This is a genomic window from Vibrio sp. 1F255, from assembly GCF_041439145.1.
GTDB classification, from domain to species: domain Bacteria; phylum Pseudomonadota; class Gammaproteobacteria; order Enterobacterales; family Vibrionaceae; genus Vibrio; species Vibrio crassostreae_C.
The window spans coordinates 63153-87366 of record NZ_JBGONQ010000023.1 but is presented as its reverse complement, the minus strand read 5'-3'; the positions used below and the strand labels follow the sequence as shown (position 1 = coordinate 87366).

Below are 24214 nucleotides of genomic sequence, written 5' to 3'. Positions count from 1 at the left end.
ATCACTTCGGAAGAGGCGGCCATTCTAGCGATTTAATTCTCAGTGTCAAACACTTATTTGGAATTAATTCCTACTTTCTAAAAGTAGAAGCGAATCATCGCTTAAAGCTAGTTGCCTTACTAACATTTCTCGCTGAAGCCTTGTGGCGTCTGCCGTGTCAGTGAGGCGGCATTATAGAGATGCCGCTCATATTGGCAAGCAATAAATGCGTTTTTTATTAAAAAAAGAGGTTAAGCGAAGACATTTCAACCAAGGGCTTATTTATACCACTTTCACCCCAAGTTTCGAACAAATTACCCACAACAACCTGTGGATAACTACTCTCCACTATCAAAAAAGTAAGATAAACGAGCCCTAGGGTTTAGATACTCTCGAACTTGTTCAGGTAATTTGCTTGGATGAACGGCATTAACGATTTTGATCTCTTTAATAAAGAGGTCAATGATCGGAGCTTGGGTTCTTGGCACGCTAGGATCATAGATAAGTACATTTGGATAAAGCATATGTTTAGCGTTAACGGATATCACAATCCCAATCGAGTCATTTGAAAGCTGTACTACAGTTCCTGGTGGATAGACTCCCATGAACTTAACTAACAGCCCCAAGTTATCTTGGCTATATAGATGCTTGCAGCTCTTATATAGGTGGGACAGTGCCAAATACGGGATCATTTGTTGAGATTGCGTTTTACCATGGCAAAGGTTATCAAATGCATTAGCCACGGCGACTATCTTGGCAAATTCATCAATCTCATGTTCTTTTAAGCCCTCGGGGTAGCCAGAACCATCATTCATCTCATGATGTTGAGCGATCACCTTTTTAGCACTTTCAGGAAAGTCATCAATTGCCGATACAATATCCGCACCGTATTTAGTATGAAGCTTCAGGTAGTTCTCTTCTGGCACCGTTAGTGCACTCTGCTTTCTTAGTATCGCGACTGGTATTTTGATCTTGCCTACATCGTGAAACAACGCTGCGAATGAGAGGTCTTTCAATTGCTGTGTGTTATAGCCTTTGGCCTTTCCTATCATCAGTGCAACAACCGAAACATTTAGAGTATGAAAGTAAATATCTTCGAAATCTGCTTTAGCATTCATAAGGTGCAAGGTGACGTTATCATCGCTCACTAGAGTTTCAACGATATCATCAACAAGAGCCTTAACCTCCCCTACCGCATCTAAAGGTCTGTTACGGATCTTGGTCATCACAGATCGCATTCGAGCAAGCGAACGTTCAAACTCTCTCTCACAATGACTCACCCTGCGGCGGTAAGAGCTAAGGGTTTCGATACGCTCATGCTTATCTTTCCACATTCTTTCCGTTTCAAGGCTTACCTGTGAATCAATATCGACTTCTTGTTCACCTACGTGATTAACAGGTAAAGGTGAGGTATCACTTTGACTCAGGTTTATATAGACGTGCTTAATCCCAAGATGTCGAATTACTTTTACTTGAGCGTCATCTTTGATTTTAAAGCTGTTGAATAAAAATGGGTGTTCATTCCATTTTACGGGGAGTCGTATATGCAGACCGGGCTGAATGCGATCTACGGTAATCTTTATGCTGCCCATTTTTATATATAATATTGATGATTAATCTCTATTTATAATTCTAATAAAACCAAGCAGCAATTTCACTATCCAATTTCACAGGCTCAACTTAAAGAGTCGCAGTGCACCATCCAGCGTATACCGAATTTATCTTCTACTTTGCCAAATCGAGCCCCCCAAAAAGTATCTGCGAGTGGAGTCATTATCCGCCCTCCCTTCTTGAGCTTTTCAAAGATTTGTTCTTGAGTCGCGCTATCTTCAGTCACAAGAGAGAGAGCGAGATTGTTGCCTTCAAGTTCTTTTGCCTTAACACCATCAGACATCATCAGCTTCATACCAAACGCTTCGAACTCAGCATGCATAACCCAATCAGGTTGAGCGCCCTCGATTACCTGTGGTGCATCACTAAAAAGCTGCTTAGATAAAACCACACCACCAAAGCACTTGTGATAAAAATCCAACGCTTCATTACAACGACCATCAAAAAACAAGTAAGGGGTTACTGTCAGCATATCTATCTCCTCTGTTAGTCCTTTAAACATAGACAATAGAAAAGAGAATGACAGGTAACATCATGATTTAAGATAATTAATTCATTATCAGATCGAATAGCGAAGGGAAATTATGAGATTTAGGAGTGAAACATCAAGATCTGTCTGATTGAAGAGCAACTGCAACGACACGCCGGATTTCAAATTCACATACGTCCAAAACATAGAAAGGTCGCTATAAAAGCGACCTTTCTATGTTTGGTACCGATAGGCGGACTGATTGGACAGGCATTCTTGCCGCCACCGTGAAGGCAATGCTTCCTATACCCCACAACAAAGCCCCGATTTTCATCTAGGCTTTGTCATTTAAATATGGTGCCGGTAGGTGACTTGACTGGGCTTGCATCCAAGCCGACACGCTGGATTTAAAATTCACAAACGCCCAAAGCGACCTTTCTATGTTTGGTACCGGTAGGCGGACTGATTGGACAGGCATTCCTGCCGCCACCGCGAAGGCAACGCTTCCTATATCTCAGATACAACAAAGCCCCGACTTTCGTCGAGGCTTTGTCATTTAAATATGGTACCGGTAGGCGGACTTGAACCGCCACGCCCGAAGGCAACGGATTTTGAATCCGTCGTGTATACCAATTTCACCATACCGGCATTATCTTGGGGCATTGCCCTTTCGATGTTTGGCATTATACGTATGCGAACTGATGTGGCAAGTATAAAAACTTGAATTCATGTGTGTTTGCCGATAATTTCGCCACTAAGTCATAAGCTGTGCGTCATGTCTCTTTTCAGGTTAAGCCTTAAACTATATTCTGACGCCTCAATTTTTAAAGAAGTAATAACACATGACATCAACAAACACTCTGCCACCAGCAGGAGTCATGCGCCGATTTGGTGCCTTGTTCTACGACGCTCTGATCGTAATCGCTATTGAAATGTTGGCGGCTGGCATCATTGTCGCTCTACTGCACGCACTCATGGCTCTCGGCATTTTTAACCACAGCGGATATGCCGATGTTAGTGACTTCTTAACCAACCATCCGATTTGGAGCCCTGCATATACCTTTTACTTAGTGGCCGTTTGGGTATATTTCTTCGTGTTCTTCTGGACTAGAGCTGGTCAGACTCTCGGCATGAGAGCTTGGAAGCTGCGCGTTCAAAACAAAGATGGCTCAGCGATCACAGTAACGCAGGCGCTGATTCGTTTAGGTACTTCAGGTTTTGGATTGGCAAACCTATGTGTTCCATTCGATCCTGAAAAACGTGGCTTTCACGATATCTGGGCAAAGACAGAAGTCGTAGTGTTACCACAAGTACGATAGCGTGATTTAAGTTAGCTCCAATCAAGATCAAAAAAGGAAGGCGTTATGCCTTCCTTTTTTCTATTTACAGTTTCCGCCTCAAGAGCATGATGGCAATTCCAAGGAATACCACGCTCGGGGCTATTGCGCCAAAGGCAGGCGGTATTTGATAAACCAAACTCACCGGGCCAAAGAACTCACTGGATATATAGAAGGTAAAGCCAGCAATAACTCCTGACAAAATCCTCGCACCCATGGTCACGCTACGCAAAGGACCAAAGATAAACGACAGTGCCATCAACATCATAACCGCGATCGAAATTGGCTGGGTTATCTTTCTCCACAGCGCCAATTCATAGCGTGATGCGTCTTGCTCTGACGCCTTCAGGTAAGAAACATAATCATACAACCCACTTAACGATAGCTCTTCTGGTTTAACCGTTACTATCGCCAACTTGTCTGGAGCTAATGATGTTTCCCAAGAGTAAGTCGGTAAACTTTCTTTAGTAATTTGAAGTTCGTTTTCAAAAGACGTGATCTCTACATCCTTCATCGTCCACACGTTGTCTCCAACGTAATCAACTTCGTCAGAATAAATAGCGGTTTTAAGTGCCTTGTTTTCATCAAAGCGCCACATGTTCATTCCATATAGCTTCTGGTCATCGATTTTGACAATGAAGATGAAGTCATTGGCATCACGAGCCCAGACACCACTTTGCGTCGAAATAATATTACCACCAGCAATCGAGATAGTTCTTAAATCACGAGCCATTTTCTGCGCTTGCGGTGCTCCCCATTGACCAAGCAATGTCACCACGATCATCAGTGGAATAGCTGTTTTAAGTACTGATAGGCCGATATCTAACTTAGAGAAACCAGCTGCCTGCATAACGACAAGCTCAGAACTTGCAGCAAGCATACCAAGCCCTATCAATGCGCCAAGCAATGCAGCCATTGGAAAGAACATTTCGATATCACGAGGGATACTCAATAAAACGAAATACAGCGCTTGTAATAGATCGTATGTACCACGGCCAACTTTTCTTAGCTGTTCTACATATTTGATGATCCCAGAGAGACCAACAAACGTCACCAATACCAGTGACGTCGTTGCGATGATGGTTCTGCCTATATATAAATCGAGAATCTTAAACACGGCTTAAGCCAACCTCTTATTCTTGAATTTTTCTTTCAAACGCCTTACTGGCACGCTATCCATAAAGTTGGCACCAATCGCTACAAATAACAATAACGCATTGATTGGCCACATGCCGATTACCGCAGGAATGCTCCCCTCTTCGATTGAAGACTTGGTTGCACTGATTGCTAAGAAATAGGTGAGATAAATCAGTATTGCTGGGCCGATTTTCGCAAAACGACCTTGTCGAGGGTTTACCGCAGACAGTGGCACGACAAGCATGGTCAACAATGGAATACAAAGTACCAAAGAAATACGCCACTGCAACTCTGCTTTCGCACTATTATTTGAGTTACCAATCAGTTCAAGCGTAGGGATCGCTTCCCAGTCTCGACCTTTCTTCTCAACTTCACGCTGACCAATCAGGCCTTCGTATTCTTCAAAGTGCGTCACCCTGTAGTCGAGGCGAGTCGGAATGCCTTCATGACGAGTACCATCGTACATTACGATCACTTGGCGACCATCACTGAGCTCTTTTACATCACCTGACTTCGAGAACATCACACTTGGCAGTACAGAATCACGCGGACGCATTTGAGCTACGAACACGTTTTCTAACTTATTACCGTCGATATCATCAATAAACACGACAGAAGAGCCATCCGGCGTACCTTCAAACTTACCTTTTGGTAGCAAATCAACGCTGTTCTCTGCAGCTACTTCTTCATACATTTGTTCAACTTTGTCTTGTGACCAAGGAGATAACCAAAATGAGTTAAAGGCTGCAACAGATGCCGTAATTAAAGCGAGGTAAAGCGCAGATTGGATCAGGAATTTATTACCGATACCGGTGGCGTTCATGACCACTATTTCACTTTCAGCGTAAAGGCGGCCAAAAGTAAGCAAAATACCAATATAGATACTGAGTGGAAGCATCAATAGGCCCATCGCTGGCATATTTAAGCCAACAATCGACAATATAAGACTCGCAGGGATATCACCATCAGAGGCATCCGCTAAAACACTGATGAATTTTTGGCTGAGAAACACGAGAAAGAGAACAAAAAAGATCGCAAATTGGCTCTTGATTGTCTCGCGGATCAAATATCTAACAATAATCACGCTCAAATTACCTATACAAAACTTGTTTTTTTGATTGAATCACTATAATTTCCCGTTGAACCTTTTATTTTTTTAAATTTTTAGCTAAGTGTTAGCGTTCTTCTTTAAGGTTAGTTCCATTATAGGATCCAACAAGTAAGAACCCATTATCTAACATTTAGTTCGATTTGTCTTCAGGATGTAGGAGTACGCATGGAGTTCAGTGTAAAAAGTGGCAGCCCAGAGAAACAACGCAGCGCATGTATCGTTGTCGGTGTATTCGAACCGCGCCGCCTTTCTCCAGTCGCCGAGCAATTAGATAAGATTAGCGATGGCTATATTAGTTCACTGCTTCGTCGCGGTGATCTAGAGGGTAAACCTGGCCAGATGCTACTACTGCATCAAGTACCTGGTGTACTTTCAGAACGTGTTCTACTGGTAGGCTGTGGTAAAGAGCGTGAGCTAGGCGAACGTCAATACAAAGAAATCATCCAAAAAACCATCAGCACACTAAACGAAACAGGTTCTATGGAAGCAGTATGTTTCCTTACAGAACTTCACGTTAAAGGTCGCGACACTTACTGGAAAGTTCGTCAAGCTGTAGAAGCAACTAAAGATGGCCTTTACACGTTTGACCAATTCAAGAGTAATAAGCCAGAGACTCGTCGCCCACTACGTAAATTGGTATTCAACGTACCTACACGTCGTGAATTGAGCCTTGGTGAGAAAGCTATTTCTCATGGCCTTGCTATTGCTTCAGGTGTGAAAGCATCGAAAGATCTAGGCAATATGCCACCGAACATCGCAAACCCTGCTTACCTTGCATCTCAAGCTCGTCGCCTAGCTGACGATTATGAAACTGTGAAGACTAAGATCATTGGCGAAGAAGAGATGGAAAAACTGGGTATGACTTCATACCTAGCAGTAGGCCGTGGCTCTAAGAACGAATCGATGATGTCTATCATGGAATACAAAGGCGCTGCGGATCCAGACGCAAAACCTATCGTCCTAGTCGGTAAAGGTCTTACTTTCGATTCAGGCGGTATCTCACTTAAGCCTGGCGAAGGCATGGATGAGATGAAGTACGATATGTGTGGTGCTGCCTCTGTATTCGGTACAATGAAAGCATTGGCGAAACTTAACCTGCCAATCAACGTTGTTGGTATTCTAGCGGGTTGTGAAAATATGCCTGGTAGCAACGCTTATCGCCCTGGTGACATCCTAACTACGATGTCTGGTCAAACCGTTGAAGTATTAAATACTGATGCAGAAGGTCGTTTGGTTTTATGTGATGCTCTAACTTACGTTGAGCGTTTTGAACCTGACTGTGTTGTCGATGTTGCTACGCTAACTGGCGCATGTGTTATCGCTCTAGGTCACCACATCAGTGGCGTTCTATCGAACCACAACCCACTTTCTCACGAACTTGTTAATGCTTCAGAGCAAGCAAGTGACCGTGCATGGCGTCTACCAATGGCAGACGAGTACCATGAGCAGCTAAACAGCCCATTCGCTGATATGGCGAACATCGGTGGCCGTCCTGGCGGCACAATCACTGCTGGTTGTTTCCTGTCTAAATTCACTAAGAAGTACCACTGGGCACACATCGACAGTGCTGGTACAGCTTGGAAGTCAGGCGCAGCGAAAGGCTCGACAGGTCGTCCTGTCTCAATGCTAGTCCAATTCTTATTGAACCGCAGCGGCCAAGAGACTGAAGAGCAATCTTCAAAATAATAAAAAGGGCCTACGGGCCCTTTTTTAATAAGCGCTATTTGTTAGACCCTGTTAACCAAGTAACATTGATATCCACGATTTTCAGTTCGAGTATTAAGTATGCAGACTGCTACATTTTACATTGTGCCTTCAGACAGCCCGCAAGCCAGCGAAGATGGTTTTGCTCACTATGTGCTGTTTCTTGCTCAGCACTTTGCAAAACAAGGCGCTAAACTTTATCTCAACTGTAATGACAAAGAACATGCCGAGCGTATCGCAGAGATTTTCTGGCAAGTTGAACCCAGCGAATTTATTGCGCACAACTTAGTTGGCGAAGGGCCGAAATATTCAACCAACATTGAAATCGGCTACCAAGGTGTAAAACACAATTGGAATCGTCAGCTGGTAATTAATCTGGCCGATAATCATACAACCTTTGCGAACGCCTTTGCTCAGGTGATAGACTTCGTTCCTTGCGAAGAAAAAGCTAAGCAACTCGCTCGAGAAAGGTATAAAATTTACCGTCAAGCTGGATATCAGCTACAAACTATCGAGATTCAACATCCATAGTCAAACCTCATAGTTAAAGCTATCTTTGGATTTAGATTCAAGAAGCTTCACTTATGAAGTTTGACCACGATTAACCATTCACAGTATCCGTTTAAGAGCACTATGGAAAAGACATACAACCCAACATCAATCGAACAAGCTCTGTATAAGACTTGGGAAGAGAAAGGCTACTTTAAGCCACACGGTGACACATCAAAAGAAGCTTACAGCATCATGATCCCGCCACCGAACGTCACTGGCAGCCTACACATGGGTCACGCGTTCCAAGATACGATCATGGATACGCTTATCCGTGCTCAACGTATGAAAGGCAAAAACACGCTTTGGCAAGTGGGTACTGACCACGCTGGTATCGCAACTCAAATGGTTGTTGAGCGTAAGATTGCTGCCGAAGAAGGCAAAACAAAACACGACTACGGCCGTGAAGCTTTCATCGACAAGATCTGGGAATGGAAAGGCGAATCAGGTGGCACGATCACTCAACAACTTCGTCGTCTTGGTGCATCTGTAGATTGGGATCGTGAACGATTCACTATGGATGACGGCCTATCGGCTGCGACTCAAGAAGTGTTTGTTCGTCTATACGAAGAAGACCTAATCTACCGTGGTAAACGTCTAGTAAACTGGGATCCTAAACTGCACACTGCAATCTCGGATCTTGAAGTTGAAAACAAAGACAAAAAAGGTTTCATGTGGCACTTCCGCTACCCGCTAGCGAACGGTGTTAAAACGGCAGATGGTAAAGACTACATCGTTGTTGCGACTACTCGTCCTGAAACCATGCTTGGCGATACTGGTGTTGCTGTTAACCCAGAAGATCCTCGTTACAAAGATCTTATCGGCAAAGAAATCCTACTTCCTGTTGTAAACCGTCTTATCCCTATCGTAGGCGATGAGCACGCAGACATGGAAAAAGGCACGGGTTGTGTGAAGATCACTCCAGCTCATGACTTTAACGATTACGAAGTGGGTAAGCGCAACAACCTACCGATGATCAACATCCTAACGTTCAATGCTGATATCCGTGATGCTGCTGAAGTCTTCACGACTAACGGCGAAGAAAGCGATGTTTACTCAACAGGTATCCCTGCTAAGTACCAAGGTATGGAGCGTTTTGCTGCACGTAAAGCTATCGTTGCTGAATTCGATGAGCTTGGTCTTCTTGAAGAGATCAAAGATCACGACCTGACTGTCCCTTACGGCGACCGTGGTGGCGTGGTTATCGAACCAATGCTGACTGACCAATGGTACGTGCGCACAGCACCTCTTGCAGAACCTGCAGTTAAAGCGGTTGAAGATGGTCAAATCCAATTCGTACCTAAGCAGTACGAAAACATGTACTTCGCGTGGATGCGTGACGTGCAAGACTGGTGTATCTCTCGTCAACTTTGGTGGGGCCACCGTATCCCAGCATGGTACGACAACGATGGTAAAGTTTACGTAGGTCGCACTGAAGAAGAAGTTCGTGAAAAGAACAACCTAGCGCCTGTTGTTGTGCTTAAGCAAGACGACGACGTACTGGATACTTGGTTCTCTTCTGCACTTTGGACGTTCGGCACACAAGGCTGGCCTGAAGATACTGAAGCACTGAAAACATTCCACCCATCTGAAGTACTAGTATCTGGTTTTGATATTATCTTCTTCTGGGTTGCTCGTATGATCATGATGACCATGCACTTCGTGAAAGACGAAGATGGCAAGGCTCAAGTACCTTTCAAAACTGTTTACATGACAGGTCTTATCCGTGATGAAAACGGCGATAAGATGTCTAAGTCGAAAGGTAACGTACTTGACCCAATCGACATGATTGACGGCATCGGCCTTGAAGAGCTAGTAGAGAAGCGTTGTGGCAACATGATGCAACCTAAACTGGCTGCTAAGATCGAAAAGAACACACGTAAAACATTCGAAAACGGTATCGAACCCTACGGTACTGACGCACTGCGTTTCACTCTTGCTGCTATGGCTTCAACTGGCCGTGACATCAACTGGGACATGAAGCGTCTTGAAGGTTACCGTAACTTCTGTAACAAGCTATGGAACGCAAGCCGTTACGTACTGATGAACACAGAAGAGCACGACTGTGGCATGTCACTGTCTGTAGAAGACCGTGCAAACATGGAATTCTCTCTAGCCGATAAGTGGATTGAGTCTCAGTTTGAAGTTGCAGCGAAAGAGTTTAATGCTCACCTAGACAACTACCGTCTAGACATGGCAGCAAACACGCTTTACGAATTCATCTGGAACCAATTCTGTGACTGGTACTTAGAGCTAACTAAACCTGTTCTTTGGAAAGGTACTGAAGCTCAACAACAAGCGACTCGTTACACGCTTATCACGGTTCTTGAGAAGACTCTGCGTCTTGCTCACCCTGTTCTTCCTTACATCACTGAATCTATCTGGCAGAGCGTTAAGCCGCTAGTAGACGGCGTTGAAGGCGAGACAATCATGACTCAAGCGCTTCCTCAGTTTAATGAAGCTAACTTCAATGCTGAGATCGTTGACGACATCGAATGGGTTAAGACTTTCATCACTGCTATCCGTAACCTACGTGCGGAATACGACATTGCACCAAGCCAAGGCTTAGAAGTAATGATCAAGGTTGCTGATGAGAAAGATGCCGCTCGTATCGAAGCGAACAAGATCGTTCTTACTTCTCTAGCTAAGCTAGACGATATTAAAGTTCTAGCTGATGGTGAAGAGACTCCTGCTTGTGCAACTAAACTGGTTGGCAAATCTGAGTTGATGATCCCAATGGCGGGTCTTATCGACAAAGATGCAGAGCTTGCTCGTCTAGATAAAGAAGTCGCTAAGACTCACGGCGAGATTAAACGTATCGAAGGTAAGCTAGGTAACGAAGGTTTCGTTGCTAAAGCACCAGAAGCAGTTATCGCGAAAGAGCGTGAAAAGCTTGAAGGCTACAAGGAAACTCTTGTTAAGCTTGAAGAGCAAAAAGCGACAATCGCTGCGCTTTAAAACCGAGTGAACGAGAAGGCTTCAAACTTCTCGGTCTAAATAGAAAGGTTGGTCTTGGTGACCAGCCTTTTTTTATGTCCCTGATTCCAATATTCCAATGCTTCTCACTCTAGCCGCACTGATTGATAGGTTTCATCTATCAAATTAATCTCTACTTCCCATTATACTTAATGATAATAATTCTCAATAATAGACCTATCAAAACAACACAACGACTGAGTAATTATCATGAAAAAGACACTAACCTTTGCTGCATTACATTTTACTATCGCATTTAGTGTCGCTTATGTACTAACAGGCGACATCTTAATTGGTAGCTTAATCGCTATGATTGAGCCCTCTGTGAATACTGTTGCCTTCTATTTTCATGAAAAGGCGTGGGCTCAAGTTCCAGCGCTTAAAGCTCGTCAGTGGATGACCAAATTAAAAACAGCAAGCTTTGCTACCATCCACTTTAGTGTTGCCTTTACTGTTGTCTACTTGTTGACTGGAGATGCTTTTATCGGCGGTGTGATGGCTTTGCTAGAGCCAACTTTAAATACCGTTGCTTACTACTTCCACGAGAAAGTCTGGTTACGTAAATCAGGCGACCAAATGGCACAACAACAATTCTGTTTGCACCAACATGCTTAGTCACCATATATTGGGTCACATATTAGTGACCCTTTCATAGGCAGATCATGGAACAAATTGCTGAGTTCACCCTTAGACCCATTACACCGCAAGACAACCCAAGCATCGCACAAATCATTCGCCAAGTTTCGGCTGAGCATGGGCTCACAGAAGATAAAGGCTATGGCGTGGCCGATCCAACACTCGACGATATGTACTCTGTCTATAGCCAAGCGAATGCAATGTACTGGGTTATCGAACACAACGGAAAGATCGTCGGAGGCGGTGGCTTTGCCCCTCTAGCAGGTAAACCCAATGTGTGTGAGCTACAAAAGATGTACTTCTTACCGCAAACTCGAGGGCATGGCCTAGCCAAGCGAATTGTCGCTTTGAGCTTAAAGCAAGCCAAGCAACTTGGGTATCAACACATGTATTTAGAAACGACGAAGTGCTTGGGTGCTGCGGTCAAACTCTATGAGAAGCTTGGGTTTGAGCATCTTGAGTCAGCTTGGGGAGAAACAGGCCACGACGCTTGTGAGGTTGTCATGGCCAAGTCGTTATAAGCAGAATGCGCCGCTATAGCGAAAGAAGATAACGCTAAAATATACGGAGTTAACGTAGAAAGTTACTGACGCAAGAAGTTGGGTTCAAGGCAACAAAAGAACTCTCTTCTTGCCCATCAAGTACCACTTCTAATGGGTATAGATACTTGGGGTTAGGATTCTCAATATCAAAAATGATAGGAGCTTCGACCTGGAACACGACGCCAGTATGTTCAGCGCGTACATCAATCGGCATCACGAGAGTCATACCATTAAACTTGATGGATGCCGATACTAACCCCGTCTTTAGCGTTTGATAGATAACATCCACTTTAAACTCACAGCCACCACCGTGGTGCCAGATCTGCTCTGTGACAACTTGCTCTAGCTTGACGTTTCGAACGAACTGCAGGTATGGCGCTTGCCAAATCCCGATGCGTGAATCAGATTTAGCGATAGCCTGTGAAGATACAGAGTCATCCATGTCTTCTTCAAGCAATAGGCTCTCCTCTTCTTCAAGGAAAAGGATCTCGAAACGGTTTCGGCCGGACTGCATATAAGGACGGATATCTTTACGGTATTCAGCTTGGCTACCATCACAATCAAAAACAGCCACACCATTAAGTCGAACTTCAGCAAAATAATCGACTCCAGCCATCACTAACTCAACAAATGGACACGCTAACATAGCGTCATCCACTTCGATGTCGTGCATCAGGTGCCACTCTTGCTCTGCAATTTGACTTTCACTCAAGCTATCAGGGAGCTTTGAGCTTAACGGAGCCGGAAAGGTGATGTCATCTTGTGGGATAGAGAGATCCGTCAGTGGCGAAATTTGCCAAAGACCATCGAGAAGCAACCGCATATCATTCCTTGAGCTAGATCAATTTTGACCGCATTATAATGAATGAATGCATATAAAGACATTTATTTTTCTGAGGGTAAAAAAATGCCAGCTCGAGGCTGGCATTTTTTAAAATTGGGAAAGAATTACTCTTCGCCTTCATCATCTTCGTCTGGGTAGATAGCATCTTCACCTTCGTAGTAAGTGCCCCAACCGTCGTAGATAATGTCAAACTTCTCTGCAAGGTTTACAAGCTTCTCAACTTGCTCATCAATCGCTTCTGCATTCAGAGTACATTGCATCGTTGCATCACAACAAAGTAGCTTATTGCCATCTTCGTCTTCTGTCTCTTCAGCTTCAAGCACTTCAAAGCCCATTTTGAATGCTTCAACAACCGCTTTCTCAAGCACATCGAAATCTTCAGCAAATAGGTGATGCTCGATATCGTATAGAGCTTCAGGATCGCTACCATCTTCAATTAATGCTGTAATGATGTCGCGAGTCTCTTCCTTTTGAAATTCAATTAATTCCGCTACTGATAGATATTCATCTTCGTGAGACATGTGTCTGCTCCAGAGTGTTGACTATGAAAAGATCAAATTTGATTGCCACGAAATATGGCACGGATCGTCCAGAAAAGCCACCCAGATCAGGCCTAGAAAGGTAAGTTTATCGCGAGATCGCAGCGCCAATATCAATTCAAAAGTGAAATCAAAATCACAGAAACAAATTTTCAACATTTTATTAACTGCGCCGTATTTTAGCATTTCGTTTTTGTGGCCACTTTAGGGCTTATTGAATAAAACTTGCGTGATTAGTCACGTTAGGTGCATACGCTAAACCGCTTTTGGGGTGCATAAATCCTCAGCTTGTTATCAAAAAGTGCATAATAGTGAATAAAAAATCACGATTAATAAGCAAAATTCAATTCTAACAAGCCACGAATTGAGCATAGATCCTCAAAAACGTTGTTCCGTTCGATAGCCAGTTAGTTGGAATTTAATCTGTATAAACTTAAAAATCACAGGTTTTATGACCAATTATTACCCAAATACCTTGTATTAACTCAATCTACAAAACTTGCATATTACGGACAAGCTTGTCATAAATAGACGCTGGATTAATAGTAAGGATGCAAAATGAGTAAGCTGTACGTTGGCTCCGAAGTCGGTCAATTGAGACGAGTTCTCCTAAATAGACCTGAAAGAGCACTCACCCACCTCACCCCTTCAAACTGTCATGATCTTCTATTTGATGATGTACTTGCCGTTGAAGCCGCTGGTGAAGAACATGATGCCTTTGCAGAAACGCTGCGCAGCCAAGACGTAGAAGTACTACTGCTGCATGACCTGCTAGTAGAAACGCTTGCCGTATCTCAGGCTCGTGAGTGGTTGCTGAATACTCAAATCTCAGATTTCCGTTATGGGCCGACTTTCGCCCGTGACTTAAGAAACTACCTTGCTCAAATGGATAATGAGCATCTAGCAACGATCTTACTCGGTGGCTTGGCCTACTCTGAGCTTCCTATCAAATCATCATCGATGCTGCCTAAAATGCATCGACCACTCGATTTCGTTATCGAGCCACTGCCTAACCACCTATTTACGCGAGATACTTCTTGCTGGGTTTACGGTGGTGTATCGCTTAACCCAATGATGAAGCCTGCACGTCAACGTGAAACGAACCACCTGCGTGCTATCTACCGCTGGCACCCAGTGTTCGCAGGCCAAGATTTCATTAAGTACTTTGGTGACGAAGACCTTCACTACGACAACGCTAACATTGAAGGCGGTGACGTACTGGTTATCGGTAAAGGTGCGGTACTGGTTGGTATTTCAGAGCGTACGAAACCACAAGGTGTCGAAAACCTAGCGGCTAGCCTATTTAGATCAGGCCAAGCGAGCGAAGTGATTGCGATCGATCTACCAAAACACCGCTCTTGTATGCACCTTGATACGGTGATGACACACATGGATATCGACACGTTCTCTGTCTATCCAGAGATCGTTCGTAAAGACCTCGACACTTGGCGCTTAACGCCAAAAGAAAACGGCGAAATGCGTGTCGAGAAAGCTGAAAACTACCTGTCAGCGATTGAAGGCGCACTAGGCCTTGATCAACTGAAGATCATCACTACCGGCGGTGATAACTACGAAGCTGAGCGTGAACAGTGGAATGACGCTAACAACGTACTGACAGTGAAACCTGGTACCGTGATTGGTTATGAGCGTAATGTTTACACCAATGAGAAATACGACAAAGCGGGTATCGAAGTTCTAACGATTCCTGGCAACGAGCTAGGCCGTGGTCGTGGCGGCGCGCGCTGTATGAGTTGCCCTATCGAAAGAGACGGTATCTAAGTCAAAGAGCTCAGTCAAACAGACTCAATAGTCTTATCTAGGCCAGTATTCATTTACTGGCCTTTTTTATCAAATTAATAAAATAAATATTCACAAATATAGCATTTTTATGTTTAACTAAGTTCTTCATTGATTCTATATACGCAAGGAGCGAGAGATGGCCTTTAATCTTCGCAATCGTAACTTTCTAAAACTTCTCGACTTTACTCCTAAAGAGATTCAGTTTTTACTCGACCTGTCTGCTGACCTAAAAAAAGCTAAGTATGCAGGCACTGAGCAGAAGAAACTCAACGGCAAAAACATTGCTTTGATCTTCGAGAAAGCATCAACTCGAACACGATGTGCGTTTGAAGTTGCCGCCTTTGATCAAGGTGCTCAAGTCTCTTACCTTGGCCCTTCTGGTTCTCAGATTGGTCAAAAAGAATCAATGAAAGATACGGCGCGTGTATTGGGACGCATGTACGATGGCATTGAATATCGTGGCTTTGGCCAAAGTATCGTTGAAGACTTAGGCGCTTATGCGGGCGTGCCGGTTTGGAATGGCTTAACCGATGAGTTCCACCCTACTCAGATCTTGGCTGATTTCCTCACTATGCTTGAGCATGGCCGCGGGAAGCATCTACACCAAATCAGCTTTGCTTATCTAGGCGATGCACGCAATAACATGGGTAACTCTCTGTTAGTCGGAGCCGCGAAGATGGGCATGGATATTCGCCTTGTCGCGCCAAAAGCCTTTTGGCCAGAAGAGCAGCTTGTTGAAGAGTGCCAAACCATTGCGCAAAACACTGGCGCAAAAATCACGTTAACTGAAGACGTTGCTGAAGGCGTGAAAGGTTGTGATTACCTATACACCGATGTTTGGGTTTCGATGGGCGAAGCCCCTGAAGCTTGGGACGAACGTGTGGCGGTAATGAAACCATACCAAGTGAATATGGATGTCATTAAGCTAACTGGTAACCCTCAAGTGAAGTTCATGCACTGCCTACCCGCTTTCCATAACAATGAAACCGTGATCGGCCAGCAAGTCGCAGATAAGTATGGAATGAACGGTTTAGAAGTTACTGATGAAGTCTTTGAATCGGATTACTCAATTGTGTTTGATGAAGCTGAAAATCGCATGCATACCATCAAAGCGGTGATGGTTGCGACACTGGGTCAATAGCGAATACTGAAAGTAAACAAAAGCTTGATGTAATCGCTTGCGCTCACAAATTGAAAGCGTATAATTCTCGGCAATTTGTCTGAGAGTAGTGAAAATGACGCCAACCAATATTGTGATAACACATAGTAATATTGTGAAAACACCAAATATTGCTCGTAAGCTAAGATGCTTACCAGGCCGTCTATTCTGCTTTTCAGCACTTTTTTAAAGCCTCCCATTATGGGGGGCTTTTTTATGGCCAATACATTATTGTGGGGAAGAAGATCATGGCGAATTCGCTCTATCAAAAGCACATCATCTCAATTCCAGAGCTTTCTCGTGAAGAGCTAGAATTAATTGTTCAAACGGCAGGTCAGCTAAAGGCTGAGCCAAACCCAGAACTCATCAAGAACAAAGTTGTTGCCAGCTGCTTCTTCGAACCTTCTACGCGAACTCGTCTCTCTTTTGAAACTGCGATTCAACGCATCGGTGGTGATGTGATTGGTTTCGACAGTGGTGGTAACACTTCTTTGGCAAAGAAAGGCGAAACGCTAGCGGACTCGGTACAGGTTATCTCTTCATACGTTGACGCTTACGTGATGCGTCACCCTCAAGAAGGCGCAGCGCGTCTGGCTTCTGAGTTCTCAAACGGTGTACCTGTTATTAACGCAGGTGACGGCGCAAACCAACACCCAACACAAACGTTACTAGACCTATTCTCTATCGCTGAGACACAAGGCCGCCTCGACAACCTAAACGTTGCATTCGTTGGTGACCTTAAGTACGGCCGTACGGTTCACTCATTGACTCAAGCACTAGCGAAGTTCGACAACATCTGTTTCTACTTCGTGGCTCCAGAAGCTCTAGCGATGCCAGACTACATTTGCGAAGAGCTTGATGAAGCGGGCATCAAGTACCAACTATTGACGGACATGGAAGATGTGATTCCTGAGCTCGATGTCTTGTACATGACTCGAGTTCAAAAAGAGCGCTTCGATGAGTCAGAATACGCGCACATAAAATCCGCATACATCCTGACCGCTTCGATGCTGGAAAATGCACGCGATAACCTGAAGGTTCTGCACCCTCTTCCTCGCGTTGATGAAATTACTGTCGATGTCGATAAAACACCTTACGCTTACTACTTCCAGCAAGCAGAGAATGGTGTTTACGCCCGTGAAGCATTGCTAGCCCTTGTTCTTAACGAAACGCTGTAGAGGAGAGATATAATGTCTAAAGAGACTCAATTAAAAGTTGAAGCAATCAGAAACGGTACTGTTATCGACCATATCCCAGCCAATATCGGGATCAAGGTTCTAAAACTGTTCGACATGCACAACTCTCATCAGCGCGTGACGATTGGCCTGAATCTACCGTCTTCTGCACTAGGCGGAAAAGACCTGCTCAAGATTGAGAATGTGTTTATCACAGAAGAACAGGCGAGCAAGCTGGCACTTTATGCGCCTCACGCAACAGTGAATCAAATCGAAGATTACGAAGTGGTTAAGAAACTACCACTAGAACTTCCTGAGCAAATCAACGATGTGTTCGAGTGTCCAAACACCAACTGTATTACTCACAATGAACCGGTTGAAAGTAGCTTTAAGATCTTTGAAAAGAAAGAAGATATTCGATTGAAGTGTAAGTATTGCGAAAAAGTCTTCTCTCGCGAGATCGTAACAGAAAGATAACGTCATACGGCAAAGCAGACCGAATGTAAAAACTATCAAATACCTCGCCTGTGCGGGGTATTTTGCGCTTTACCTATCCAAAGTTTGAAGGCACACTGAAAATTGATTTTTATCTAATAACTGATGGAATAAACCAATGACTAAAGTACTTCACACAGAATCTGCTCCAGCTGCAATCGGCCCATACGTACAAGGCGTTGACCTTGGCAACATGGTACTGACTTCTGGTCAAATCCCAGTAAACCCAGCAACTGGTGAAGTATCTGCTGATATCGCAGAGCAAGCTCGCCAATCTCTAGACAACGTTCAAGCGGTTGTTGAAGCTTCAGGCCTGACTGTAAAAGACATCGTAAAACTAACGGTATTCGTTAAAGACCTAAACGACTTCGGCACAGTAAACGAGGTTTACGGCAAATTCTTCGATGAGCACGGCGTTGCAAACTACCCTGCACGTTCATGTGTTGAAGTAGCTCGTCTACCAAAAGATGTAGGTATCGAGATCGAAGCTATTGCGGTTCGCAAATAGCTTTTAATCTCTAGATTAAACACCTTCGGATAAACGACTTAGCGTAATGCTGAGTGTTTATTAGATACAAAAAAGGTTGCCCCGTTGGCAACCTTTTTTATTGTTCATCGTTTCGCTTAGATAATTACTTTTTATTAAGCTCAACCACTTCTTTGTCTAACTCTTCAAGTTTCGCAGCCATCTGCTCACGAGCTAGGTTAGCCAGTTCACGAACATTAGACTTGTCGTAGCCTTCAGTGCTGATTGGTGGCAGCATTTCAACAATCACGTGACCATTGTTCCAACGGTTTAGCTTCACGCCACCGGTTGAGCTACACACGATAGGGATGATAGGCAAGCCAGCACCAATCGCAGCATGGAATGCACCTGTTTTGAATGGCAGCAGACCACGGCCACGAGAACGAGTGCCTTCAGGGAACATCCAAACTGAAACATCGCTCTCTTTTAGACTCGTCACGACCTGATCAATCGTACCTACCGCTTTGCTACGGTTAGCACGGTCAATTAGGATGTTACCCGTCAACCAGTAAAGCTGACCAAATAGAGGCATCCACACTAGGCTTTTCTTACCAACAGTTACCACTTTTGGCGTTACCGCTGATGAAATCGTGAATAGATCCCAGCTGTTTTGGTGGTTCGCCACATAAACATGTTGGCCGCGAGAGTAGGCATCTTCTGGGATGCGAAGCTCTAACTTCATGCCGAAGATCTTCGACATGCGACCGAAATAACGGCCAAAGGTAAATACGTGTTTCGGGTTGCGTGGACTTAATAGGCAGTAACCACAACCAAATACAAACATAAGAATCGCAAATATCGCCACTGCGAAAATACGTAATATTGCTATCATTTTGTTCCTCACCGACCGCCAAGTTGATTCATCTATTCGCGCAAAAATGAGCAATAGATTTACTCGCGGTAAATACAACTATAAAAAAGCCGAAACCAAGGTTCCGACTTTTATGTTTTCATCTTACTGATTCATGAATCCACTAACCTAGGTTAGTTCGACTCACTAAATCGTGTAATGTTTGCGCCTAAGGCTGACAATTTATCTTCAATCTTATCGTAGCCACGATCGATGTGATAAATACGGTCAACGATGGTTTCACCTTGAGCAATACAGCCAGCAATAACAAGGCTCGCAGATGCGCGAAGGTCCGTTGCCATTACTTGAGCGCCGCTCAGTTTTTCCGTTTCACCACAGATAGCCGTGTTACCTTCGATTTCCGCTTTTGCACCCATTCGCTGTAACTCAGGAATGTGCATAAAACGGTTTTCAAAGATAGTCTCAGTGATAACACCACTGCCCTTCGCCATCATGTTAAGCAGAGTAAACTGTGCTTGCATGTCGGTTGGGAAACCAGGGTGAGGTGCCGTTACGATTTTCACCGCTTTCAGTTCACGACCCGTCATATCAAGACTGATCCAGTCTTCGCCCGTTTCAACCTTCGCACCCGCTTCTTCAAGCTTCGCTAAGGCAGCTTCAAGAAGATGAGCGTTGGTGTTGCGACAAACCACTTTACCGCCAGAAACAGCAGCAGCAACCAGGAAAGTACCTGTTTCAATACGGTCAGCAACCACAGAGTGTTGGCCACCACCAAGACGTTCAACGCCTTCGATAGTAATCGTATCTGTACCTGCGCCAGAAATTTTAGCACCCAGTTTGTTTAGGAAGTCAGCCGTATCAACAATCTCAGGCTCACGCGCTGAGTTATCGAGTACTGTTGTTCCTTCCGCTAGCGTTGCTGCACACATGATAGTAATGGTGGCACCCACACTTACTTTATCCATCACGATGTGCGCGCCTTTCAGACGGCCATCAACACTTGCTTTCACATAACCATCTTCCAACTTAATGGTCGCACCTAGTTGCTCTAGACCGTGGATATGCAGATCAACAGGTCGAGCACCAATTGCACAACCGCCTGGAAGTGACACTTGGCCTTCACCAAAACGAGCGACTAGAGGACCTAAAGCCCAGATAGAAGCACGCATTGTTTTCACTAAATCGTAAGGCGCACAAAATTCATTAATTTCGCTGCCATCAACATGAACACTACCATTACGCGATACTTTTGCGCCTAAACGCTTAAGCAGTTCCATCGTAGTATCGATGTCACGTAGGTGAGGAACGTTACTTACTTCCACTGGCTCTTCAGCAAGAATTGAAGCAAATAAGATAGGTAGCGCTGCATTTTTTGCGCCTGAGATCGTCACTTCACCGCTTAGCGGCTTATCCGATCCAATAACTCGAAACTTTTCCATCATAAACCTTAAAGTGACATCAGTTTCTTATCACGTTCCCACTCTTCCGGCGTGAAAGCCTTAATAGAAAGAGCATGGATGTCATTGCGTTGAATGTATTCCATTAGTGGGCCGTAGATTAGTTGCTGCTTCTTAACTCGATTCATGCCGTCAAAACATGGATCAACCGCAACAACTTCGTAATGACTGCCTTCCCCTTTCACGAAAATTTCCTGAAGGTTCAGTGCTTCTGCTAATAATTCTTGTACTTTTGTGCTGTCCACAAATAGCTCCTGCCTAATTTTTTATGTGTTCTGCCATCATTGGCTGGATATTGCTCAATTGGAACAACGTTCGTAATTGTTCTGGCACGAAACTGAGCATTATATGACAGTTTTGATTTTTTGCATGCTCTAATAAGTGAATTAGCATCACCATTCCTGCTGAATCGACTCGATTTATATGGCTAAGGTCAATTTCAACGCTCGATTCCGTCGTTTGCCACTTTTCCAATATACGCCAGATTGCAGGGACACTGTCTCGGTCTAAATCACCGAACAGTTGATACTCTTTAGAGCTTAGTGCTTGCCATTGAGAATGGCTCATTATTTGTTACTCTCAAAACGAATCGGTTGTGCGGCTAATTTCTCTAGTTCGTCTGCAACTTGTAAGATGCCTTCTTGACGAATCTTAGTATTCCACTCCGATTGCTTGCTCGACAACAAGCTAATACCTTCGGCAACCATATCAAATGCTTTCCACTCGCCAGATTTCTTGTCTTTGCGAAGCTTAAATTCAAGCTTAATGTTTGGTCGCGGCGTATCGATGATGTCGACCTTGATACTGGTAATGCGGCTATCCGCTTTGATTTTTGGTTCTGGACCAAATTCAATCGTCTGATCTGTGTATTGAGTCAGCACTTGGGCATAAGAAGAAACAAGGTATTTACGGAATGAATCGATAAACACGCCCACGTCTTTTCTATCCGCGCCTTTCAAGTTTGGTCCAAGTAACTTAAGAGCTGCATATTGTGCATTCACATAAGGCATCAACTCTTCTTCCACGATGACCTTCAATAACTCTGGATCTTGGTGGATGTTGTCTTGTTCACTCTTCAAACGCTCAAATGCCACTTCGGCAACTTGAGTCATCATCTGGTAAGGCTGAGTACGGTCAATCGATTCTGCAGCAAAGGCTTGGGTAGAAATAAGCAACGCCATTGCCGCCATAAACATTGATTTCAAGTAACCAATAGCTTTTAAATAACTAATAGTTTTCAACATTATCTTATTCCTTAGCTTCGCTGTCATTAGAACCACCAACGCTATACAGCACTTGGCCAATCAAATCTTCTAGTACCAATGCTGACTTAGTGTCTTCAATTGAATCACCATCGACCAACATCTCTTCATCATCAAAAATGAAGCCTGGAACCAGACTAATGTACTGCTCACCAATTAAGCCAGATGTTAAAATTTGAGCACTAGAGGTATCTGGAAATTGTGAGTACTTCCCGTCAATAGACAGTTCAACGACAGGAAGGTAGCTCTCGGTATCAAGCTCAATGCTTTTAACTCGTCCAACAACGACGCCACCCACTTTCACTGGAGAACGAACTTTTAGGCTGCCAATGTTGTCAAAGGTCGCTTTTAGATTGTAAGTATGGTTCGAACCTATGCCTTTTACGTCAGCGACTTGAAAGATCATGATTAAGATTGCGCAAATTCCGGCAATAACAAAGGTGCCGACCCATAATTCTAATTTTCGAGTTTGTTGCATGATTAATTCCCAAACATCAATGCGGTAAGAACAAAATCTAGCCCTAGTACCGCTAGAGAAGAGTGCACTACAGTGCGTGTGGTTGCCTGACTAATACCTTCTGAAGTCGGTACTGCGTCATAACCATTGAAAAGTGCGATCCAAGTTACGGTGATAGCGAAGACCATACATTTGATCATGCTGTTACCAATATCTCGGCCAAGTTCTACTGAAGACTGCATCGCAGACCAGAAACTGCCGTGATCAATGCCTTTCCAATCAACACCAACCAGTTGACCGCCCCAAATACCTACCGCCATAAAAATCATAGCAAGCAATGGCATTGAGATAAGCCCGGCCCAAAGACGTGGTGCAATAATGCGTTTAAGAGGGTCAACGGCCATCATCTCAAGGCTTGAGATCTGCTCTGTTGCCTTCATTAACCCAATCTCTGCCGTGAGTGCTGAACCGGCTCGACCTGCAAATAATAACGCAGTCACCACAGGCCCCAACTCACGCAACAGTGAAAGCGCGACCATTTGACCAAGGTTTCCCTCAGCGCCGTAGTCAATTAACACGACATAGCCCTGCAGGCTGAGCACCATGCCGATAAACAGACCCGAAACTAAAATAATAGCCAATGACTGAACGCCAACGCTATAAAGTTGTTTTACTAATAAGGGGAAGTTTTTTAGTCGCGGGATGCCAAACAAAGCCCCAAATAACATCAGGCTTGCTCGACCAAATGACTCACAGCTCGCAAGTGTACGCTTACCGACACCCGCAATAGTTTTAACAATCATATTAAAACAAATCCTTTTCTAAGCTCTTCGCAGGGAATCTAAATGGTACTGGACCATCGGCTTCGCCTTGCAAAAATTGCTGCACTCTCGGATCGCTATTGTTGTACAACTCATCAGGTGTTCCAGCGGCAATAATCTTGCTATCTGCCATGAGGTAAACCCAATCAGCAATACTCATCACCTCTGGCACATCGTGAGAAACAACAATCGAGGTTAAGCCCAAGGCTTGATTGAGATTTCGGATCAATTCAACCAATACGCCCATGGTGATGGGATCTTGGCCAACAAACGGCTCATCGTACATGATAAGTTCTGGATCCAGTGCGATTGCGCGCGCCAGTGCGGCACGCCTAGCCATTCCGCCAGACAACTCACTCGGCATCAATTGCGCAGCACCACGTAATCCTACCGCTTCAAGCTTAAGTAATACGATGGTACGAATGAATTTTTCATTAAGTTCAGTGTGCTCTCGCAGCGGAAACGCCACATTATCAAAGACATTGAGATCCGTAAAAAGCGCACCCGATTGGAATAGCATGCTCATTTTCTTACGTGCTTGATATAGCTTTCGACGTGATAATGCAGGGATATTGTCACCATCAAACCAAACTTCGCCTTCATCTGGCGGCAGTTGCCCACCGATCAAACGCAGTAAAGTCGTTTTGCCGATCCCAGACGGCCCCATGATGGCGGTTATCTTGCCTTGAGGCACCTCTAAACTGATGTCATCAAAGATAACGCGGTCACCGCGTGAGAAGCTGAGGTTCTTAACTTTCACAAGCTCAGTGTTCAACATATTTTTGTTGTTTCCTTGCTTTAAAAAACGCCAATTATG

The 24214-nt window shown here is 44.3% G+C and carries 25 protein-coding genes and 1 tRNA gene; 11 read left to right on the top strand and 15 right to left on the bottom strand.

The genetic code is table 11. From position 1 onward, the window contains the following. Positions 1 to 317: 317 nt before the first annotated feature. The 3 genes from ACED41_RS13995 to ACED41_RS13985 form a co-directional block, all read right to left on the bottom strand. Positions 318 to 1571 carry an HD-GYP domain-containing protein gene (locus tag ACED41_RS13995; protein ID WP_017063746.1) on the bottom strand — a complete coding sequence of 418 codons (1254 nt, stop codon included), beginning with the start codon at positions 1569 to 1571 and terminating at the stop codon, positions 318 to 320. A gap of 83 nt (positions 1572 to 1654) precedes the next feature. Continuing rightward, the gene (locus tag ACED41_RS13990; RefSeq protein ID WP_017058940.1) at positions 1655 to 2062 is read right to left on the bottom strand and encodes a VOC family protein; all 408 of its coding nucleotides are present in this window, start codon (positions 2060 to 2062) and stop codon (positions 1655 to 1657) included. Positions 2063 to 2622: 560 nt separating this feature from the next. Continuing rightward, a tRNA-Leu gene (locus ACED41_RS13985) sits at positions 2623 to 2707 on the bottom strand. A gap of 194 nt (positions 2708 to 2901) precedes the next feature. Between ACED41_RS13985 and ACED41_RS13980 the strand changes: the two genes are divergently transcribed. Further along, positions 2902 to 3378, top strand: a complete 477-nt coding sequence (locus ACED41_RS13980) for an RDD family protein (RefSeq protein WP_371725139.1) — start codon at positions 2902 to 2904, stop codon at positions 3376 to 3378. A 64-nt stretch (positions 3379 to 3442) separates the two neighbouring features. Here the strand turns inward: ACED41_RS13980 and lptG are convergent, their stop codons facing one another. Beyond that, positions 3443 to 4513, bottom strand: a complete 1071-nt coding sequence (gene lptG / locus ACED41_RS13975; protein ID WP_017058938.1) for an LPS export ABC transporter permease LptG — start codon at positions 4511 to 4513, stop codon at positions 3443 to 3445. A gap of 3 nt (positions 4514 to 4516) precedes the next feature. Further along, a complete protein-coding gene (gene lptF / locus ACED41_RS13970) occupies positions 4517 to 5617 on the bottom strand; it encodes an LPS export ABC transporter permease LptF (RefSeq protein ID WP_017058937.1) in 1101 nt (366 codons plus the stop codon). A 192-nt stretch (positions 5618 to 5809) separates the two neighbouring features. Here lptF and pepA point away from each other — a divergent pair, with 192 nt between their 5' ends. The 5 genes from pepA (at position 5810) to ACED41_RS13945 (ending at position 12030) form a co-directional block, all read left to right on the top strand. After that, on the top strand, positions 5810 to 7330 hold the full coding sequence (gene pepA / locus ACED41_RS13965) for a leucyl aminopeptidase (protein ID WP_010435005.1): 1521 nt from the start codon (positions 5810 to 5812) through the stop codon (positions 7328 to 7330). 99 nt (positions 7331 to 7429) lie between these two features. Next, positions 7430 to 7879 carry a DNA polymerase III subunit chi gene (locus ACED41_RS13960; protein WP_248639042.1) on the top strand — a complete coding sequence of 150 codons (450 nt, stop codon included), beginning with the start codon at positions 7430 to 7432 and terminating at the stop codon, positions 7877 to 7879. 102 nt (positions 7880 to 7981) lie between these two features. After that, complete coding sequence (locus ACED41_RS13955; protein WP_017063742.1) at positions 7982 to 10855, top strand: valine--tRNA ligase; 2874 nt, start codon at positions 7982 to 7984, stop codon at positions 10853 to 10855. Between the two features lie 228 nt (positions 10856 to 11083). Next, positions 11084 to 11488: a DUF2061 domain-containing protein gene (locus tag ACED41_RS13950; RefSeq protein WP_017058933.1), complete on the top strand. Its 405-nt coding sequence runs from the start codon at positions 11084 to 11086 to the stop codon at positions 11486 to 11488. A gap of 47 nt (positions 11489 to 11535) precedes the next feature. Further along, positions 11536 to 12030: a GNAT family N-acetyltransferase gene (locus ACED41_RS13945; RefSeq protein ID WP_017066666.1), complete on the top strand. Its 495-nt coding sequence runs from the start codon at positions 11536 to 11538 to the stop codon at positions 12028 to 12030. Positions 12031 to 12079: 49 nt separating this feature from the next. Here ACED41_RS13945 and ACED41_RS13940 read toward each other — a convergent pair whose 3' ends face one another. Further along, positions 12080 to 12874, bottom strand: a complete 795-nt coding sequence (locus ACED41_RS13940) for a hypothetical protein (protein ID WP_371725138.1) — start codon at positions 12872 to 12874, stop codon at positions 12080 to 12082. 125 nt (positions 12875 to 12999) lie between these two features. Next, positions 13000 to 13416, bottom strand: coding sequence for a ribonuclease E inhibitor RraB (gene rraB, locus ACED41_RS13935; RefSeq protein WP_017058930.1), 417 nt, complete (start codon positions 13414 to 13416; stop codon positions 13000 to 13002). Between the two features lie 576 nt (positions 13417 to 13992). On the opposite strand from rraB, the gene arcA reads away from it, so the two are divergent. The 5 genes from arcA to ACED41_RS13910 all read left to right on the top strand — a co-directional run bounded on the left by arcA (position 13993) and on the right by ACED41_RS13910 (position 18571). Then, positions 13993 to 15213: an arginine deiminase gene (gene arcA / locus ACED41_RS13930; RefSeq protein WP_017069412.1), complete on the top strand. Its 1221-nt coding sequence runs from the start codon at positions 13993 to 13995 to the stop codon at positions 15211 to 15213. Between the two features lie 157 nt (positions 15214 to 15370). Then, a complete protein-coding gene (locus tag ACED41_RS13925; RefSeq protein ID WP_065584323.1) occupies positions 15371 to 16375 on the top strand; it encodes an ornithine carbamoyltransferase in 1005 nt (334 codons plus the stop codon). Positions 16376 to 16641: 266 nt separating this feature from the next. Further along, a complete protein-coding gene (gene pyrB / locus ACED41_RS13920) occupies positions 16642 to 17571 on the top strand; it encodes an aspartate carbamoyltransferase (RefSeq protein WP_012604860.1) in 930 nt (309 codons plus the stop codon). Between the two features lie 12 nt (positions 17572 to 17583). After that, positions 17584 to 18045, top strand: a complete 462-nt coding sequence (gene pyrI / locus ACED41_RS13915) for an aspartate carbamoyltransferase regulatory subunit (RefSeq protein WP_017058927.1) — start codon at positions 17584 to 17586, stop codon at positions 18043 to 18045. Between the two features lie 136 nt (positions 18046 to 18181). Next, on the top strand, positions 18182 to 18571 hold the full coding sequence (locus tag ACED41_RS13910; protein ID WP_004735319.1) for a RidA family protein: 390 nt from the start codon (positions 18182 to 18184) through the stop codon (positions 18569 to 18571). A gap of 124 nt (positions 18572 to 18695) precedes the next feature. Here ACED41_RS13910 and ACED41_RS13905 read toward each other — a convergent pair whose 3' ends face one another. From ACED41_RS13905 to mlaF, 8 genes are all read right to left on the bottom strand, one after another. Continuing rightward, on the bottom strand, positions 18696 to 19421 hold the full coding sequence (locus tag ACED41_RS13905) for a 1-acylglycerol-3-phosphate O-acyltransferase (protein ID WP_017058926.1): 726 nt from the start codon (positions 19419 to 19421) through the stop codon (positions 18696 to 18698). Between the two features lie 152 nt (positions 19422 to 19573). Continuing rightward, positions 19574 to 20839 carry a UDP-N-acetylglucosamine 1-carboxyvinyltransferase gene (murA, locus tag ACED41_RS13900; RefSeq protein WP_017058925.1) on the bottom strand — a complete coding sequence of 422 codons (1266 nt, stop codon included), beginning with the start codon at positions 20837 to 20839 and terminating at the stop codon, positions 19574 to 19576. 8 nt (positions 20840 to 20847) lie between these two features. Further along, a complete protein-coding gene (gene ibaG / locus ACED41_RS13895) occupies positions 20848 to 21102 on the bottom strand; it encodes a BolA family iron metabolism protein IbaG (protein ID WP_017058924.1) in 255 nt (84 codons plus the stop codon). A gap of 13 nt (positions 21103 to 21115) precedes the next feature. After that, a complete protein-coding gene (locus ACED41_RS13890; protein ID WP_017058923.1) occupies positions 21116 to 21424 on the bottom strand; it encodes a lipid asymmetry maintenance protein MlaB in 309 nt (102 codons plus the stop codon). After that, positions 21424 to 22053, bottom strand: coding sequence for a phospholipid-binding protein MlaC (locus tag ACED41_RS13885; RefSeq protein WP_120459707.1), 630 nt, complete (start codon positions 22051 to 22053; stop codon positions 21424 to 21426). The genes ACED41_RS13890 and ACED41_RS13885 overlap by 1 nt, the downstream gene beginning before the upstream one ends. 52 nt (positions 22054 to 22105) lie before the next feature. Further along, complete coding sequence (gene mlaD / locus ACED41_RS13880) at positions 22106 to 22597, bottom strand: outer membrane lipid asymmetry maintenance protein MlaD (RefSeq protein WP_017058921.1); 492 nt, start codon at positions 22595 to 22597, stop codon at positions 22106 to 22108. A 2-nt stretch (positions 22598 to 22599) separates the two neighbouring features. Continuing rightward, on the bottom strand, positions 22600 to 23379 hold the full coding sequence (gene mlaE / locus ACED41_RS13875; RefSeq protein WP_017058920.1) for a lipid asymmetry maintenance ABC transporter permease subunit MlaE: 780 nt from the start codon (positions 23377 to 23379) through the stop codon (positions 22600 to 22602). Position 23380: 1 nt separating this feature from the next. Then, positions 23381 to 24175 (bottom strand): phospholipid ABC transporter ATP-binding protein MlaF, encoded by a 795-nt coding sequence (mlaF, locus tag ACED41_RS13870; RefSeq protein WP_017058919.1) that lies wholly within the window; start codon positions 24173 to 24175, stop codon positions 23381 to 23383. Positions 24176 to 24214 lie beyond the last annotated feature (39 nt).